This is a genomic window from Lysobacter sp. Hz25 (assembly GCF_046097045.1).
Taxonomy (GTDB): domain Bacteria; phylum Pseudomonadota; class Gammaproteobacteria; order Xanthomonadales; family Xanthomonadaceae; genus Lysobacter; species Lysobacter antibioticus_B.
The window spans coordinates 1585190-1600677 of the sequence record NZ_CP175666.1 but is presented as its reverse complement, the minus strand read 5'-3'; the positions used below and the strand labels follow the sequence as shown (position 1 = coordinate 1600677).

Annotated in this window: 14 protein-coding genes; 5 read left to right on the top strand and 9 right to left on the bottom strand. The window is 65.3% G+C overall.

Features of this window, described 5'->3' with window-relative positions; translation table 11 throughout:
* Positions 1-237: 237 nt before the first annotated feature.
* Both ACKN61_RS06610 and ACKN61_RS06605 read right to left on the bottom strand, forming a co-directional pair.
* Positions 238-2043 (bottom strand): phosphoenolpyruvate carboxykinase (GTP), encoded by a 1806-nt coding sequence (locus ACKN61_RS06610; protein ID WP_408952814.1) that lies wholly within the window; start codon positions 2041-2043, stop codon positions 238-240.
* Positions 2044-2100: 57 nt separating this feature from the next.
* Positions 2101-2754 carry a TetR/AcrR family transcriptional regulator gene (locus ACKN61_RS06605; RefSeq protein WP_051885191.1) on the bottom strand — a complete coding sequence of 218 codons (654 nt, stop codon included), beginning with the start codon at positions 2752-2754 and terminating at the stop codon, positions 2101-2103.
* Between the two features lie 359 nt (positions 2755-3113).
* Between ACKN61_RS06605 and ACKN61_RS06600 the strand changes: the two genes are divergently transcribed.
* The 3 genes from ACKN61_RS06600 to ACKN61_RS06590 all read left to right on the top strand — a co-directional run bounded on the left by ACKN61_RS06600 (position 3114) and on the right by ACKN61_RS06590 (position 7043).
* Positions 3114-5594 carry an acyl-CoA dehydrogenase gene (locus ACKN61_RS06600; protein ID WP_408952813.1) on the top strand — a complete coding sequence of 827 codons (2481 nt, stop codon included), beginning with the start codon at positions 3114-3116 and terminating at the stop codon, positions 5592-5594.
* Between the two features lie 511 nt (positions 5595-6105).
* Positions 6106-6582 carry a hotdog fold domain-containing protein gene (locus tag ACKN61_RS06595; protein ID WP_408952812.1) on the top strand — a complete coding sequence of 159 codons (477 nt, stop codon included), beginning with the start codon at positions 6106-6108 and terminating at the stop codon, positions 6580-6582.
* Between the two features lie 77 nt (positions 6583-6659).
* Positions 6660-7043 carry a hypothetical protein gene (locus tag ACKN61_RS06590; protein ID WP_408952811.1) on the top strand — a complete coding sequence of 128 codons (384 nt, stop codon included), beginning with the start codon at positions 6660-6662 and terminating at the stop codon, positions 7041-7043.
* 241 nt (positions 7044-7284) lie between these two features.
* Here the strand turns inward: ACKN61_RS06590 and ACKN61_RS06585 are convergent, their stop codons facing one another.
* The 4 genes from ACKN61_RS06585 to ACKN61_RS06570 all read right to left on the bottom strand — a co-directional run bounded on the left by ACKN61_RS06585 (position 7285) and on the right by ACKN61_RS06570 (position 10442).
* Positions 7285-7620, bottom strand: a complete 336-nt coding sequence (locus ACKN61_RS06585) for a hypothetical protein (protein ID WP_408952810.1) — start codon at positions 7618-7620, stop codon at positions 7285-7287.
* A gap of 185 nt (positions 7621-7805) precedes the next feature.
* The gene (locus ACKN61_RS06580) at positions 7806-8264 is read right to left on the bottom strand and encodes a hypothetical protein (protein ID WP_408952809.1); all 459 of its coding nucleotides are present in this window, start codon (positions 8262-8264) and stop codon (positions 7806-7808) included.
* 141 nt (positions 8265-8405) lie between these two features.
* Positions 8406-8798, bottom strand: a complete 393-nt coding sequence (locus tag ACKN61_RS06575; protein WP_408952808.1) for a hypothetical protein — start codon at positions 8796-8798, stop codon at positions 8406-8408.
* Positions 8799-9266: 468 nt separating this feature from the next.
* A complete protein-coding gene (locus tag ACKN61_RS06570) occupies positions 9267-10442 on the bottom strand; it encodes an MFS transporter (protein WP_408952807.1) in 1176 nt (391 codons plus the stop codon).
* A gap of 390 nt (positions 10443-10832) precedes the next feature.
* On the opposite strand from ACKN61_RS06570, the gene wrbA reads away from it, so the two are divergent.
* Together wrbA and ACKN61_RS06560 are read left to right on the top strand one after the other, a co-directional pair.
* Complete coding sequence (gene wrbA / locus ACKN61_RS06565) at positions 10833-11432, top strand: NAD(P)H:quinone oxidoreductase (RefSeq protein ID WP_408952806.1); 600 nt, start codon at positions 10833-10835, stop codon at positions 11430-11432.
* Positions 11433-11707: 275 nt separating this feature from the next.
* Positions 11708-12367, top strand: coding sequence for a polymer-forming cytoskeletal protein (locus ACKN61_RS06560; RefSeq protein ID WP_408952805.1), 660 nt, complete (start codon positions 11708-11710; stop codon positions 12365-12367).
* Between the two features lie 65 nt (positions 12368-12432).
* Here the strand turns inward: ACKN61_RS06560 and ACKN61_RS06555 are convergent, their stop codons facing one another.
* The 3 genes from ACKN61_RS06555 to ACKN61_RS06545 all read right to left on the bottom strand — a co-directional run bounded on the left by ACKN61_RS06555 (position 12433) and on the right by ACKN61_RS06545 (position 15455).
* Positions 12433-12783 (bottom strand): DUF1304 domain-containing protein, encoded by a 351-nt coding sequence (locus ACKN61_RS06555; protein WP_408952804.1) that lies wholly within the window; start codon positions 12781-12783, stop codon positions 12433-12435.
* A gap of 177 nt (positions 12784-12960) precedes the next feature.
* Positions 12961-14097 carry an NAD-dependent epimerase/dehydratase family protein gene (locus ACKN61_RS06550; protein ID WP_408952803.1) on the bottom strand — a complete coding sequence of 379 codons (1137 nt, stop codon included), beginning with the start codon at positions 14095-14097 and terminating at the stop codon, positions 12961-12963.
* Positions 14094-15455: an NTP/NDP exchange transporter gene (locus tag ACKN61_RS06545; protein WP_408952802.1), complete on the bottom strand. Its 1362-nt coding sequence runs from the start codon at positions 15453-15455 to the stop codon at positions 14094-14096. The genes ACKN61_RS06550 and ACKN61_RS06545 overlap by 4 nt, the downstream gene beginning before the upstream one ends.
* Positions 15456-15488 lie beyond the last annotated feature (33 nt).

Below are 15488 nucleotides of genomic sequence, written 5' to 3'. Positions count from 1 at the left end.
CGCGATCGCGGCCCAGGGTTTAAGCGCTGACAGGAAGAATTGCGGCCTTGAGCGACGGGGCGCCGGTCCGCCAGGTCAGGCCCGTCGGGCCTGACGATGAACCCCTCTCCCGCTTGCGGGAGAGGGGTTGGGGTGAGGGCTAGCCCGCGCCAACGCGGGCCGCTTGGATTCGCTCGCCCTGCTCCGCCCTGTCGGGCGCCTTCTCCCGCTGCGCGGGAGAAGGGAACAGCGGGTGGCTTAGGCCTTCAAAGCCGCCGCGATGCGCTGCTGCTCGTCGTGCAGGGCCTGCGGCATGCGAGGGCCGTACTCGCGCAGGTAGTCGCCGATGCTGTCGAATTCGGCGGTCCAAGCGGCGTGGTCGAAGCCGAACAGCTTGGCGTAGGCCTCGTCGCTGAGGCTGACACCGGCCAGGTTGAGGTCCTGCGCATCCGGCAGGTGGCCGATCGGGGTCTCGGTGGCGCCGGCCTCGCCCTTGACGCGGCCGATCATCCACTCGATCACGCGCAGGTTGTCGCCGAAGCCCGGCCACAGGAACTTGCCGTCGTCGCCCTTGCGGAACCAGTTGACGTGAAACACCTTCGGCAGCTGCGCGCCTTCGCGGTCGAACGACAGCCAATGGTTGAAGTAGTCGGCGAAGTTGTAGCCGCAGAACGGCTTCATCGCCATCGGGTCGCGGCGCATGACGCCGACCGCGCCGGTCGCGGCAGCGGTGGTTTCCGAGCCCATCGCGGCGCCGACCAGCACGCCGTGGGTCCAGTCGCGGGCCTCGAACACCAGCGGCACCAGCGAAGCGCGGCGGCCGCCGAACACGATCGCCGAGATCGGCACGCCGGCGGGGTTTTCCGCTTCCGGCGAATAGCTCGGGCACTGCTTGGCCGACACGGTGAAGCGTGCGTTCGGATGCGCGGCCGGTCCCTTGGCGGCGTCATACGGGTTGCCGCGCCAGTCGGTGACCGGCGTCTGCCCGTTGTCGAGGCCTTCCCACCACGGCTGGCCGTCGGCGGTCACACCGACGTTGGTGAAGATGGTGTTGCTCTGGATCGACTTGAGCGCGTTCGGGTTCGACTTGGCCGAGGTGCCCGGCGCGACGCCGAAATAACCGGCTTCGGGATTGATCGCGTACAGGCGGCCATCGGCACCGGGACGCATCCAGCAGATGTCGTCGCCGACCGTCCACACCTTCCAACCGGCGTGGCGATAGCCTTCCGGCGGAATCAGCATGGCCAGGTTGGTCTTGCCGCAGGCCGACGGGAACGCGGCGGCGACGTAATGGGTCTCGCCGATCGGGTTCTCGATGCCGACGATCAGCATGTGTTCGGCGAGCCAGCCCTCGTTGCGCGCCTGGTGCGAGGCGATGCGCAGCGCGTGGCATTTCTTGCCGAGCAAGGCATTACCGCCGTAGCCCGAACCGAACGACTTGATCGCCAGTTCGTCGGGGAAATGCATGATGAAACGGCGCTCGGGATCGAGCTCGCCGATCGAATGCAGGCCGCGCACGAAGCTGCCTTCGCGCTCGATGCGGGCCAGCGCCTGCGCGCCCATGCGCGTCATCACGCGCATGTTGGCGACCACGTACGGCGAATCGGTGATTTCCACGCCGCAACGCGCCAGCGGCGAGTCGATCGGGCCCATGCAGTACGGAATCACGTACAGGGTGCGGCCGCGCATGCAACCGTCGAACAGGGCGTCCATCTGGGCGTGCGCCTGCGCCGGCGCCATCCAGTGGTTGTTCGGACCGGCGTCTTCGCGCTCGTTGGTGCAGACGAAGGTCAGGTGTTCGACACGGGCCACGTCGTCGGGATGCGAGCGGTGCAGATAGCTGCCCGGGTGCGTGTCCTGATTCAGCGTTTCGAGGGTGCCGTCGGCCAGCATCCGGGCGACCAGGGCGTCGTATTCGGCATCGCTGCCATCGCACCAGTGAATCTTGTCGGGACGGGTCAGCGCAGCAACTTGCGCGACCCATTCGTTGAGTGCGACCAGCAGGCTGCCCGCGCTCCCCGGCACGGCAGTCGCGGGGGCGGCGTCTTTCAAATTGGCATTCACGGCATTGCTCTCCAGCCGGGGGAACGGGAAAAAAAGCGAATCAAGTGGAAACAAGGGTCATGACGAAGGAATCAGCGTGGCCATCATGTGCTCGACATAGGCCTCGAATTCGTCGTGTTGCATGCGGGTCTGGTGCAACTGCAGGTTCAGTTGCAGGAAGCCGACATAGGCGGCGTAGAGCAGGCGCGCGCGATGCTGGGCATCGGTGCGGCTGAGGCCGGCCTGGCGGAAGGAAGCGGTGAGGTAATCCAGGCGGCGTTCGGACACGCGCCCGATCACCGGCTGCACGGCGGGATGGTCCAGCGCCTTGAGCAACTCGGAATAGATGATGTGCGACTTGACCTCGTGGGCGACGAGGTGGAACAACGAACGCAGGCGCTGGCGCGGATCGGGAATCGGCTCGAGCTGGCCGAACACGGTTTCCTGTTCGACTTTTTCCCAGCGCTCCAGCGCGGCGACGAGCAACGCATCGCGCGACGGGAAGTGCCAGTAGAAGCTGCCCTTGGTGACGCCGAGACGTCGCGCGAGCGGTTCGACCGCGACCGCAGCGACGCCTTGTTCGGCGATCAAGTCGAGGGCGGCCTGGGCCCAGTCGTCGGCGCTGAGGCGGCCGCTGCGCTCAGGCTTAGCCTCCGGCTTGGCGTCGGCGGCCGAGACGGCGGGCGGGGTGTCGAGCTTCGGCTCGGGCTTGTTCGAGGCAGGCTGGTTCATGGATGACAAGTTTAACCATACGCCACGGTCGGGAACAGTACGCAGTGCAGCAAAAACGACGGGAATCGGGAATGGGGAGTCGGGAATCGTTCAAATAAAGAGCTGCAGCCCAATTCAGAGAAACCGCGCCGGCCTGCGTGCCCAACGCCGATTGCCGATTCTCGATTCCCGATTCCCGCCTCGGTTGACAGCTCGAAACGGCGATTCCATACTCGGCCGTATGTTAAGTGTTTGATGCCAGCGTTTGAATGCCGATCGGCTTGCCGGCCAGGGAGCATCGCTATCCGCACTGACATCACACATGCCCCATTAGCTTGAATCTCAGCTTGAGTCTTAGCCGCATCCTCCGGAGCGCCGCCATGAGTATCGCGATCCCCTTCCTTGCCTTCCTTCTGGTCGGCGCCATCGCCGCCTATCACCGCCTGCGCCTGCCGGTCTGGGCCGCGCTGACCGCGACGGTGCTGGTGGGCTGTTATCTGCTGGGCGCCAATCCGGTCGCGACCATCGTCGCCGCGGCCCTGGTCGCGCTGATCGCGGTGCCGCTGCTGGTGCCGGCGATCCGCCTGCCGCTGATCACCAAGCCGCTGCTCGGCTTCTACACCAAGATCCTGCCGCCGCTGTCGGAAACCGAGCGCACCGCGCTCGAGGCCGGCACGGTCGGGTTCGAAGGCGAACTGTTCTCGGGCAAGCCCGACTGGCAGCAACTGCTGTCCCAGCCCAAGCCGGTACTGAGCGCCGAGGAGCAAGCCTTCCTCGACGGCCCGGTCGAAGAGCTGTGCAAGATGACCAACGATTGGCAGATCACCCACATCGATGCCGATCTGTCGCCGGAGCTGTGGGGCTACATCAAGAAGAACAAGTTCTTCGGCCTCAACATCCCGAAGGAATACGGCGGCCTGGGCTTCACCGCGCTCGCCAACCACAAGGTGATCCAGAAGCTCGCGTCGGTCTCCAGCGTGGTCAGCTCGACCGTCGGCGTGCCGAATTCGCTCGGCCCGGCCGAGCTGTTGATGCATTACGGCACCCAGGAACAGAAGGATCACTACCTGCCGCGCCTCGCCGACGGCCGTGAAGTGCCCTGCTTCGGCCTGACCGGCCCCTGGGCCGGTTCGGATGCGACCTCGATCCCGGACTTCGGCATCGTCACCATGGGCGACTGGAACGGCGCGCGCGTGGTCGGCGTCAAGCTGACCTTCGACAAGCGCTACATCACCCTGGCCCCGGTCGCGACCCTGATCGGCCTGGCCTTCCGCATGTACGACCCGGACGGCCTGATCGGCGACAAGCGCGATATCGGCATCACCCTGGCGCTGCTGCCGCGCGACACCGCCGGCGTCGAAGTCGGCCGTCGCCACTTCCCGCTCAACTGCACCTTCCAGAACGGCCCGATCCGCGGCAAGGAAGTGTTCATTCCGTTGAGCCAGCTGATCGGCGGCGAAGCCTACGCCGGCAAGGGTTGGCAGATGCTGGTCGAGTGCCTGTCGATCGGCCGTTCGATCACCCTGCCCTCCTCGGGCAGCGGCGGCGCCAAGATGGGCGCCATCGTCACCGGCGCCTATGCCCGCATCCGCAAGCAGTTCGGCCTGTCGGTCGGCCGTTTCGAAGGCGTCGAGGAAGCGCTGGCGCGCATCGCCGGCCATGCCTTCGCGGTCAGCGCGTTGTCGCAGGCCACCGCCGCCGCAGTCGCGCGCGGCGAAAACCCGGCCGTGCCCTCGACCATCGCCAAGTACCACTGCACCGAGATGGCCCGCGAAGTCGCCAAGGACGTCATGGACATCCACGGCGGCAAGGGCATCATCCTGGGGCCGAAGAACTACGCCGGCCGCAACTGGCAGGCACTGCCGATCATGATCACGGTGGAAGGCGCGAACATCATGACGCGCTCGCTGATGATCTTCGGCCAGGGCGCGATCCTGTGCCACCCGTGGGTGCTCAAGGAAATGAAGGCGGCGATGCTGCCCGACGAAACCGAGCGCCTGCGCGAGTTCGACAAGAACCTGTTCGGCCACATCGGCTTCGCCATCTCCAACGCCGTGCGCAGTTGGTGGTACGGCCTGACCGCCGCGCGCATCGGCGCCGCCCCGGGCGATGCCTACACCCGCCGCTACTACCGCAAGCTCAACCGTTATTCGGCGACCCTGGCGGTGATGGCCGACACCTCGATGCTGTTGCTCGGCGGCAAGCTCAAGTTCAAGGAATCGCTGTCGGGCCGCCTCGGCGACGTGCTGAGCCAGCTCTACATCGCCAGCAGCATGCTCAAGCGTTACGAAGACCAGGGCCGTCCGGCCGGCGACCAGCCGCTGCTGGCCTGGGCCTTCCACGACGCCGTGCACAAGATCGAACTGGCGCTGTCGGGCGCGTTGCGCAACTTCCCGATCCGTCCGGTCGGCTGGCTGCTGTGGGCGCTGATCTTCCCCTGGGGCCGCCGCGCCCAGGCGCCGAGCGACCGCCTCGGCCACCGCGCCGCGTCCTTGCTGATGTCGCCGAACGACGCGCGCGACCGCCTCGCCGAGGGTCTGTTCATCACCCCCTGCGAGAACAACCCGGCCGGCCGCATCAACAGCTACCTGCAGAAGGTCATCTTGGCCGAACCGGTCGAGCGCAAGTTCCTCAAGGCGCTCAAGAACAGCGACATCGAAGCGCTGGACTTCCCGAGCCAGCTCGACGAGGGCGTGCGCGAAGGCTGGATCACCGCGGAAGAACGCAAGCAACTGGAAGAGCTGCGCGAGATGACCATCGATGCGATCAGCGTCGACGACTTCGACGCCGCCGAGCTGCGTTCGGCCGGCTACAAGGCGCAGCACGCAGCCGACCACGGCGACGCCCGCGCCGCGGCCTGACCCGGGAATCGCGCATGCGACGCGACGCTTGAACGAAACGGCGGGCCTTCGGGTCCGCCGTTTTTAGTTTGAAGCCGAGCCGGCCTGCGGGCTGACCGCCTATCCGCACCGGGTTTCCCGGCCCGCATCGGCACTACTTTCTACCGTCATCCCCGCGCAGGCGGGGATCCAGAGACTTCAGAGTTATGTCGCGATAAAGCCCTGGGTCCCCGCCTGCGCGGGGACGACGATCTGAAAATATCACCGCACTCAAACCTTCAACGACAACTCGGTTTCCAGCACCCACACCGCACCACGTCTTCTCCTGCCGTCATCCCCGCGAAGGCGGGGATCCAGGGCTCCATCGCGACATGGCTCTGAAGTCTCTGCCGCCCGGCCAGGGCGCACAGCACCCTGGCGTTCATGGATGCGCGAGCCAGCGGCTCGCAAACGCATCCATTCGCCCCTTCTGCGCGGGGACGAGGGCAAGAAATAACGCGCGCCCCCTCCACCACCCATCCGGCCACCGCCCATGAGCACCGACGTCCTGTCCCTGTACAACAAGATGAGCCGCTGGCCGGCCGGCCACTGGCTGTTCTCGCGCGCCATCTGCTGGAACGCGCCCTACTTCGCCAGCATCTCGCCGCGCTTCGAGTCGCTCGAACCCGGCCGCTGCAGCGCGACCATGCGCCACCGCCGCAAGATCACCAACCACCTCGGCACCGTGCACGCCATCGCCATGTGTAACCTGGCCGAACTCACCGGCGGTGTCATGACCGACGTCAGTATCCCGCGCTCGATGCGCTGGATCCCGGTCGGCATGAGCGTGGAATACCTCAAGAAGGCGGTCGGCAGCGTCCGCGCCGTCGCCACCCCGGCCGCCCCCATCGTCGAATCCGACAGCGCCTACGACCTGCCGGTCGAGGTCGTCGTCACCGACCCCGCCGGCGACACGGTGTTCCGCGCCCGCATCGCGATGCGCGTCTCGCCCAAGCCCAAGCGCGGCTGATTCGCGCCCCCGGCACAGCGCGCGGCCGGGGCCCGGCGTAGCATCCAACCGAAGCAATCCGCACCGGGAGCCCCCTCATGAGCGCAAGCGCCTGGATCTGGCTAGGCGGCCTGCACAGCCTGGCTTTCGCCGTCTTCCACATGGCGTTCTGGAAACTGTTCGGCTGGCGCCGCAGCCTGCAGACCGCCACCGTCGCCGACCGCGCCATCCTGCAGATTCTCAATCTGCGCCTGATTTACATACTGCTCGGCATTGCTGTGTTGTGCTTCGTCTATACCGACGAACTGCACAGCACCGCACTCGGCCGCGCGGTGCTGGCAGGCATGTCGCTGTTCTGGGTCGGGCGAACCATCGAGCAGTTCGTATTTCTGCGGATCAACCGGCCGATGATTCATGTGTTGACTGCGCTGTTCGTGCTCGGCGCTGCGATCTTCGCGATACCTTTGTTGCTAGTGGCATGATTGCACCCTGAGGGTGACTATCGATTCCGTAGTTTCAACACATTCAATATCGTCGCGCATACGACAGTTGATACTGTGTTCTGGCGATAGCAATCTTCGCCAAGGAGCGTAGAAACTCCTCCCACAACGCCTCCGAAACACCGGTGGTTTTTCATGCCTGCGATTTTCGGCACACCCTACGCATGTGCCTCGCATCGGGAAGGCAGCTAATACAACGGCAAGGCATCGAGCGTCGTGGACGCTATGCCTGGCTGCTGTTCTTGCCCTCCACATATTCAATCGCCCCTTCCCAATGCGCGGATTCCAGCACATTGACGTCCCGCATGGCCATGCGCAACAAGTCCCTTTGCTTGCTCAAAAATGAATTCAACGCGTCGCTCGGCGCATCAATATGAACCAAAGTATCCAGATTTCCCTCCAGCCACTGGAGGTACTCTCTAAACACCTTGTCTTCCTGCGCAACCATTTCCCTCGAAGCTGCCCAGATGTCTTGCGCCAGCTCGAGATAATTAAAATCGAGCATGCACTTGTCTATTTTTCTTAGCACATCATCAAGCACGGCATCTCGCTCGCTCATTACTTTCTTCTACCACATGGATTGACTGTTACGAGGCAGGAAAATGGGGTCGGAGCTTCTTTTCAACTGCTGCAGTTGCAGCTCGGCCGCCTTACAGAGGTTTCGGCGAAGTTGAAGTCGCAAAGACCGCTCATGCCGTCACGACGGCCGGACCGAGCCGCGTCGACGACTCACCGCCACCTCGTTCAACCCACGTATCTTGGATTGGCGAACGCAAGACCGGAGCAAGTAATGACGCCCTCGGACACGGATGCGTCTTCAAGCGTCTGAAGAATATATTTCTTGCTTTCGAACGACGATTCGTTGTCCTGGTACAGGTAGCCGACGAACTCCGCGGGCAATTGCTCCAGAATCAATCGGGCCAGAAGCCCTGGCTCGCGCTCGGCCATTATTGGAAAAGCAGGATAACCGGCGGATTTGAGTTCCAGATAAATCCCGCTGGGCTCATAGCCCGAGCCGTCGTCTTCGCTCTCTCTATCCAGGAAGTCGCTGAAGTACGCGCCAAAGCAGCCGTCCGCCGTGTCCACGTCGACGCGGATGCTGTAGGGCAGCGAATCCACTCCCGGATTTCGCCCGAACGAAACCGAGCCGACTCTAATCAGCGCGGGCTCGATTTCCACGGAGTCAATGATGCAAGTTTTCATTCAACGAAATCCCTGGGGAAGTGCGGTGATGGCTCCATTGGGACTGAACGAGATCGAGCCCGAAGCGGGAAAACGGGGTCAGAGCTACTTTTCAACTGCTGGCTCTATCGCAAAGGGGCTCTAACCCCCGTTTTGGTTCGTTCAGCGACGGCGCAGCCTGAACGACAGATACCAGAAAGCAGGCGGCAACACGGCTATAGCAAAAAGAAACAGCACGAATAACGAGTCCGGTAGCATTTGCGACAGCATCCAGATCGCGAGCAACGAACCCGCCATCGAAACAAGGGATCTGCCGAATATTGATGCGGCCGATCCAAGGTCTTTTCCGAAAAGCTTCCATGCGGATAACGCCAGCGTGACCAGCAGTTGGATGCTGTAGAAGCCCACCAAATACATCGCGATACCTGCCGAGTACATGTATTCGTCTCCGGCTGAAGCCTCGTCGGCGAACGAATTGCAGGCGCATGCCACTAAACCTAGCCCGGTAGCCATGGTTCTATAGCAGCGGGAGGAAGTAGCGATATCAGCGGCCATTGCCACGCTCGGCGTCATTGAGGTAATTCCAGGAAAAGGGGCTCTGACCCCGTTTTGCTCTGCACCCTCACCACGCTGCCCCGGAAGAAGGTGCGGCTGACCGCATTGCCGCCGGCGTCGTAGCCGAGCAAGTATAGACCTATGCAAATCGACAAAATGCTGGTCGCGGGCGCACTCGACTCCAGCGCCCTATCGAAAAAGCATTCCACCCCGCTCTTAGCAAAGATGCTGATCCCCCCAGCTATAGGAAATCGTCACCCCACTCTATAGAAAAGCACGCTGACCTGACGTTCCACCAAAACCGGGTCAGAGCCCCTTTTCGTTGTCGGAAAGGCACTCTGACCCAGTTTTCGATTCCTTCCGTTTTGCCTTCTCGGCAGTTTTTCGTTGAACAGTTTTCGTTCGAGCCTGCCGCTCGAATAAGGATCGCGCGATTCGACCGGGCGGAACCGCGCGACCCATCGCCGCTCACGTCGCGCAATCCACCGCCTCGACCGGCTCCGGCCGGGCACCCACCGACATCAGCACCAGGCCCAGCACCACCGACACCCCCACGATCGCCGAGGCGACATAGCCCAGGCCGCCGACGCCGATCGCATCGATCACCCGTCCACCGACGATGGCACCGACGCCCATGCCGAGGTTGGCACCGGAAATGTTCAGCGATGCCGCGAACGCCGGCGCCTCGGGCGCGGACTTCATCACCCGCACATGGCTGACCGGGAACAAGGCCGCCTGGGTGACGCCCCACAACGCCAGCGTGGCGGCGAACAGCGGCAGCGAGTGGATCGACGGCACCACCAGCACCAGGCCGAGCGCCATCGGCACGCTGAAGATCATCGAGGCGGCCAGCGGATTGCGGTCGACGATGCGGCCGCCGAGGGTGTTGCCGATCAGGCCGACCGCACCGAACGCCATCAGCGCCCAGCCGACCACCGAACCGTCGAAGCCGGCCAGGCGCTCGAACATGTCGGCCAGGTAGGTGTAGGCGGTGAACATGCCGGTGAACAGCAGCACCGACAGCAGCACGTGCCCGCTCACCCGCGGATCGCGCAACACCCGGAACTGCTGGCTCAGCTTCACCTGCGGCTTGTCCATGCGGCTGTCCGGCAGGAACACGAACAACAAGGTCGCCTTCAGCAACGAGGCGATCGACAGGGCGACGAAGGCCGCGCGCCAGCCGAAGGCATCGGCGATCAGGGTGCCGGTCGGCACGCCGATCACGGTGGCGCAGATCACGCCGAAGGAAATCACCGAGATCGCGCGGCCGGCGCGTTCCTGGCCGGCCAGGTCGACCGCGGTCTCGCTGGCCAGGGCCCAGAACACCGGCACGCCGAGCGCCGGGATCAGCCGCGCGAACGCCATCACGCCGAGGTTGGGCGCCATCGCCGCGACCGCGTTCGAGGCCGCGAACAACAGCAGCACCACGATGAACAAGCGTTTGCGTTCGAAGCGGGAGAAATACGCGGTCAGGAACGGACCGCTGGCGGCGACCGCGAAGGCGAACACGGTCACCAGCAAGCCGGCCTGCGACACGCTGACGCCGAGATCGCGCGCCAGCGACGGCAGCAGGCCGACCAGGATGAATTCGGTCGTCAGCACGGTGAAACCGGCCGCCGACAGCAATAGAAGGGGCAGTAGCACGACAAGCTCCGGGGACGAAGACGCAACGGCCCGATCGCTCGGGCCGGCGCGGAAGGACGAGGGGGAAGATCGCAGCGCGCCGTGTGCGGCGCATGGGGCCAATCTAGAAAATCGCGACGCGCGGATAAACCGCATCGCCATGCTTTCATCGTTCCGGACAGCGAACGATCGCCGCAAGCCGCGCCGTCGCATGCATTCGCGGGTTAACGACGATTCGGGACTGTCAATCCCGGATCGCGCTCTAGTCGGTAGCGACGCGATACGGCAGGCTATCGGGCCTGAGTCGCTGACGAGGCAGCATCGCCGTCACACCGCGCCATCGAACCCTCACGCGACCTCGAACAGCGCCGGCCTAGGCTCGATGTCCTATTCGGCGACGAGGTTACGGCGATGGCGAAGATCCTGGTGCTCTATTACTCGGCCTATGGCCACATCGAGACGATGGCGCAGGCCATCGCCGAGGGCGCGCGCGAAGCCGGTGCGCAGGTCGATATCAAGCGCGTACCCGAACTGGTGCCGGACGAGGTCGCGCGCAAGTCCCACTACAAGCTCGACCAGCAGGCGCCGATCGCGAAGATCGCCGAGTTGGCCGACTACGACGCGATCGTCATCGGCACCGGCACCCGTTTCGGCCGCATGTCGTCGCAGATGGCCAATTTTCTCGACCAGGCCGGCGGCCTGTGGGCCTCGGGCGTATTGCACGGCAAGGTCGGCGCCGCCTTCACTTCGACCGCGACCCAGCACGGCGGCCAGGAAACCACCTTGTTCTCGATCATCACCAACTTGTTGCACTTCGGCATGGTGATCGTCGGCCTCAACTACGGTTTCCCGGGGCAGACGCGCCTGGATGAAGTCACCGGCGGCGCGCCCTACGGCAGCACCACCATCGCCGGCAGCGACGGCGCGCGCAAGCCCAGCGACAACGAACTCGACGCGGCGCGCTACCAGGGCCGCGAAGTCGCCGAGGTAACCAGGAAACTGCACGGTTGAGCGAGCGACACCGGCCAGGCGACCGGCAGGGCGGTGTGACTGTCGCCTCACCGGTTCGTTGCCGACCGCGGACGGCTGCAGCCCATTCGGGCCAATTTCGGCGGATTTCGGCCGATTACGGCAAACCATGGCCCTGTCGGCCACGCGATTGCGTACGTAGAGTGTGACAGGTACTGCCGATGGCATTGCGCGCTTCTCCGGCGCCGCATCGGCAGCCGCTTCCCGGCATGCAGTCCCGCCGCGCACGGACCCGCACCTGTCGAAGGAACGCAACGATGTCGTCTCCCGCACGAGAATTGATCGAACGCCTGCCGCTGATCGGCGAGGGCGCCGCCGCCACTCAGGCACGGGAGCTATTGGCTATGGATGTCGACTGGGCCTCGATCCGGGGCCAGGCCTCGTCCGCCGCGGCCTGGCGCCCCAGCCAAGCCTTTCTGATCGTCGAAGGCTCGCTCGACCTCGCCGGCAATGCGGTCATCGGCACCGGCGAGCACGACCACGGCGCCTTGATCGTGCTCGGCGACCTGCGTTGCCGCAACCTGGTCGTGGCCCAGGATTTCCATCTGGTCGTCACCGGCGATCTGATCGCGAGCGAAGCCGTGGTCGCCGACCTCCGCGACAGCACCGCCCATGTCGCCGGCGCGGTGCAGGCGCCGGTGCTGCTGTCCGGCGATGCCGGCTGGTTGACCCTCGACCGCGCCGACGGCCTGCGCGTGGCGCGTACCAGCGCCTACGTCATCGTCGACGAGCAACCCCTGCCCTTGCCTCCGCACAGCCTCAGCGAACTCGTCGACGACGGCGTGCTCGATCGCGAGGAATGGGACGGCCTGGACGCGGACGAACGCGAAGGCCAGGACATCGACGAGTTCGTCGTGCTCGACGAAGACCGCGTGCTCAGGCGCCTCGCCGCGGGCGATTCGATCCTGCGCGGCTGAGGTCGCAAAACGGATTCGGCCTGCCCGCAGCCGGCAGGCCGTGTCGCGCCAGGCGGCGAGCGCGCTCAGTGCAGCCACACCGCGAGAAAGCCGAGCAAGGCCGGCAAGGCCTGGATGAAGAAGATGCGGCGATTGACCGTGGCCGCGCCGTACACGCCGGCGATCACCACACAGGCCAGGAAGAACAAGGCGACGTCCTGGCGCGTGCACAGCAGCGACCAGATCAGGCCGGCGGCGAGGAAACCGTTGTAGAGACCCTGGTTCGCCGCCAGCACTTTCGACTGCTCGGCCTTCTCCAGGCTCTGACGGAACACCTTGAGCCCGAGCGGCCGGGTCCACAGGAACATCTCCAGGACCATGAAGTACAGGTGCAGCAGCGCGACCAGAACGATCAGGGCGACGGCGATCCAGTGCATCGGCTGGCTCCTAGGCTAAGGCGAGTGTCGGAACCGCAGCATAAGGCCTCGGCCCGGCGCCGCGCAGCTGGGGGAGTCGGCGCCAAGGAGTGAGGAACGAGGAGTGAGGAACGAGTAAAGCCCCGGGCGGCCGGCTTTCGCTCATTTCTCACTCCTCCGCACTCACTTCTCCTACTCCTACTCCTTCCCCTTCGCCGCGTCTGCGCTCGCATGCCAGGCCTTCAACACCTCCGCCTCGCGTTGCGGCGCGATCCCGGCCTTGGGCTTGGCGCGGCGTTCGGCCGGCAGACCCTGCCAATAAGCGAGCGTGTCGCGCACGGTCTCGCGCAGCGGCCGATAGCTCAGGCCGGCCGCGCGCGCCTTCGCCACCGACGTGCGGCCGAAGCCGGCGTACTCGCCGCGCGCCGGAATCCAGGCCGGCATGTCCTGCCATGGCGCCACCTTCTGCGCTTCGAGAAAATCCGCCGGCACCCAGGTGACGGTCGACTTCGCCTTGGCCGCGCGCTGCGATTCGGCCAGCACCGCGCCCATGCTCAGGGCGCCGGGCGCGGCATCGGCGTTATAGATGCCGAAGTGGCCGTGCTCGATCGTCGCCAGCAGGAACGCCGCCAGATCGCGCACGTCGATGAACTGGGTCGGGTCCTGCGCGCTGCCGGGCGCGAGGATCTCGCCGCCGCGGTCGGCGCGCGCCGGCCAATAAGTGAAACGATCGGTGGTGTCGCCGGGACCGACGATCAGCCCCGGACGAACCACGGTGGTGCGCTTGGGCAGTTCGCGCTCGGCGGCTTGCTCGCACAGGGCCTTGAGGCCGCCGTAGGTTTCGCCGGTGACCTCGGTGACGTCGGGATCGGCCAGCACCGCGAGCGGCGAATTCTCGTCGCTGGGCGCATCGTTCTTGGCGTAGACCGAGATCGTCGACACCAGCACGTACTGCTTCACCCTCGGCGCCAGCAACTTGGCCGAGCGCGTCACGTCCGCCGGCAAATACGCGGAAGTGTCCAGCACCGCGTCCCACCGCCGCTCGCCTTCCAGCGCCTTCATGTCGGTCTTGCGATCGCCATGCAGTTGCTCGATGTCGCTGAACTGCTCGCCGGAGAACTTGCCGGGATTGGTCTTGCCGCGATTGAACAGGGTCAGGCTGTGGCCGTGCTTGCGCGCAGCCTCGACGAAATGCGGGCCGAGAAAACCGGTGCCGCCGAGCACGAGCAGTTTCAGCGGCGCCGGCTTGCGTAGGCTGCGTGCGAACGACGGCAAGGCAAGCAGCCCGGCACCGGCCGCGCCGGCCACCAGGAAATCACGACGACTGGTTTTCATGCTTCACCTCGTAGAGAGCGGATATCGGAAGGAAGATTCGAGGCGGCACCCGGCAGGCCGCGCTGGGCTCGCACGATGCTCCAGGCGCTCGCGGTCATGCCGGCGGCGGCGAGCACGCCGGCCGCGAATACGGCCTGGGTGCCGAACAGGGCCACGCCCTTGTGGATCCAGACGAAGGCCAGGTCGGTGCCGCGGAACACCGCGGTGTCGATCACCGCCTTGCCCTTGTAGCGCGAGGGCCGGTCGACCCGCGTGTACAAGGTCTCGCGGGCCGGCTTGGCCAGGGCGAACTCGCCGGCGCGCTGCAGCACCTGCACAATCGCGACCATCACCGGCAACGGCGAGGCCAGCAGCACGCCGAAGCCGAGCAATAAGGTCAGCCCCGGCATCAACAAGGCCGGGGCGACGCCGTGGCGATTCAACAGCCAGCGGGTCAGCAGCAACTGAGTGAGGATCGCAAGCAGATTGACCGCGCTGTCGATGCGGGCGAAATAGCGCGTCGCGGCCTCGGCGCTGGGATAGAACTCGCGCGCGATCGCCGCCTGCTGGTTGTAGAGCAAGGTCGCCGCGCCGACGCTGAAGAACAGGGTGATCGCCATCGCCCGCAACACCGGTCGCTGCCAGACCAGTTTGAGGCCGGCCCAGATCGAGCCGCCCATCGCGCCCTCGCCGCTGTCGAGGCCGTGCTCGCGTTCGCGCCGGATCGCCCACGGCCGCAGGCGCACGATGCACAGCACGCAGATCGACAGGAACGCCACCGAGACCAACAACAGATTGGCCACGCCCAAGGGCTGCACCAGCCACTGGGTCAGGATCGGCCCGAGCACCGCGCCGGCGGTGCCGCCCGCGCCGATATAGCCGTACAAACGACGCGCCTGGGCATCGTCGAACACGTCGGCCATGTAACTCCAGAACACGGTCACCGCGAACAGGTTGAACACCGCGGTCCAGACGAAGAACACCATGCCCCGCCCGGGCACGCCGGCATTGAACGCCCAGTGGAAGGCCAGCAGGCAGGCGATGAACAGCACGTAGACCACCGGCAGAAACACCCGCCGCGGGAATCGCGCGACCAGGGCGCCGTAGACCGGCTGCAAGGCCAGCATGGTCACGAAGGTGCAGGTGAACAACACCTGCAGCACGAAGTCCTTGAGCTGCAGACCGTGCGCCTGGGCCCAGGCGATCATCGCCTGCGGAAACACCGTGGCCGCATCGGCCGAAGCGCCCATCGCATCGCGCACCGGCCGCAACACGTAATAGCCGCAGAGCAGGCTGAAGAAGTACAGCAGCGACCACCACAGCGGCGCATTCGAAGACAGGCGCCGGCTCGGATGCGCATTGGCAGACGCAGCGCTCATGTCCGTGCCCTGATCGCATCGGCACGAGCACAG

Excerpts from the sequence above, each read along its gene's own strand:
- ACKN61_RS06605 (WP_051885191.1), bottom strand. The coding sequence starts at position 2,754 with ATGAACCAGCCTGCCTCGAACAAGCCCGAGCCGAAGCTCGACACCCCG.
- ACKN61_RS06600 (WP_408952813.1), top strand. The coding sequence starts at position 3,114 with ATGAGTATCGCGATCCCCTTCCTTGCCTTCCTTCTGGTCGGCGCCATC.
- ACKN61_RS06595 (WP_408952812.1), top strand. The coding sequence starts at position 6,106 with ATGAGCACCGACGTCCTGTCCCTGTACAACAAGATGAGCCGCTGGCCG.
- ACKN61_RS06590 (WP_408952811.1), top strand. The coding sequence starts at position 6,660 with ATGAGCGCAAGCGCCTGGATCTGGCTAGGCGGCCTGCACAGCCTGGCT.
- ACKN61_RS06585 (WP_408952810.1), bottom strand. The coding sequence starts at position 7,620 with ATGAGCGAGCGAGATGCCGTGCTTGATGATGTGCTAAGAAAAATAGAC.
- ACKN61_RS06580 (WP_408952809.1), bottom strand. The coding sequence starts at position 8,264 with ATGAAAACTTGCATCATTGACTCCGTGGAAATCGAGCCCGCGCTGATT.
- ACKN61_RS06575 (WP_408952808.1), bottom strand. The coding sequence starts at position 8,798 with ATGGCCGCTGATATCGCTACTTCCTCCCGCTGCTATAGAACCATGGCT.
- wrbA (WP_408952806.1), top strand. The coding sequence starts at position 10,833 with ATGGCGAAGATCCTGGTGCTCTATTACTCGGCCTATGGCCACATCGAG.
- ACKN61_RS06560 (WP_408952805.1), top strand. The coding sequence starts at position 11,708 with ATGTCGTCTCCCGCACGAGAATTGATCGAACGCCTGCCGCTGATCGGC.
- ACKN61_RS06555 (WP_408952804.1), bottom strand. The coding sequence starts at position 12,783 with ATGCACTGGATCGCCGTCGCCCTGATCGTTCTGGTCGCGCTGCTGCAC.
- ACKN61_RS06550 (WP_408952803.1), bottom strand. The coding sequence starts at position 14,097 with ATGAAAACCAGTCGTCGTGATTTCCTGGTGGCCGGCGCGGCCGGTGCC.
- ACKN61_RS06545 (WP_408952802.1), bottom strand. The coding sequence starts at position 15,455 with ATGAGCGCTGCGTCTGCCAATGCGCATCCGAGCCGGCGCCTGTCTTCG.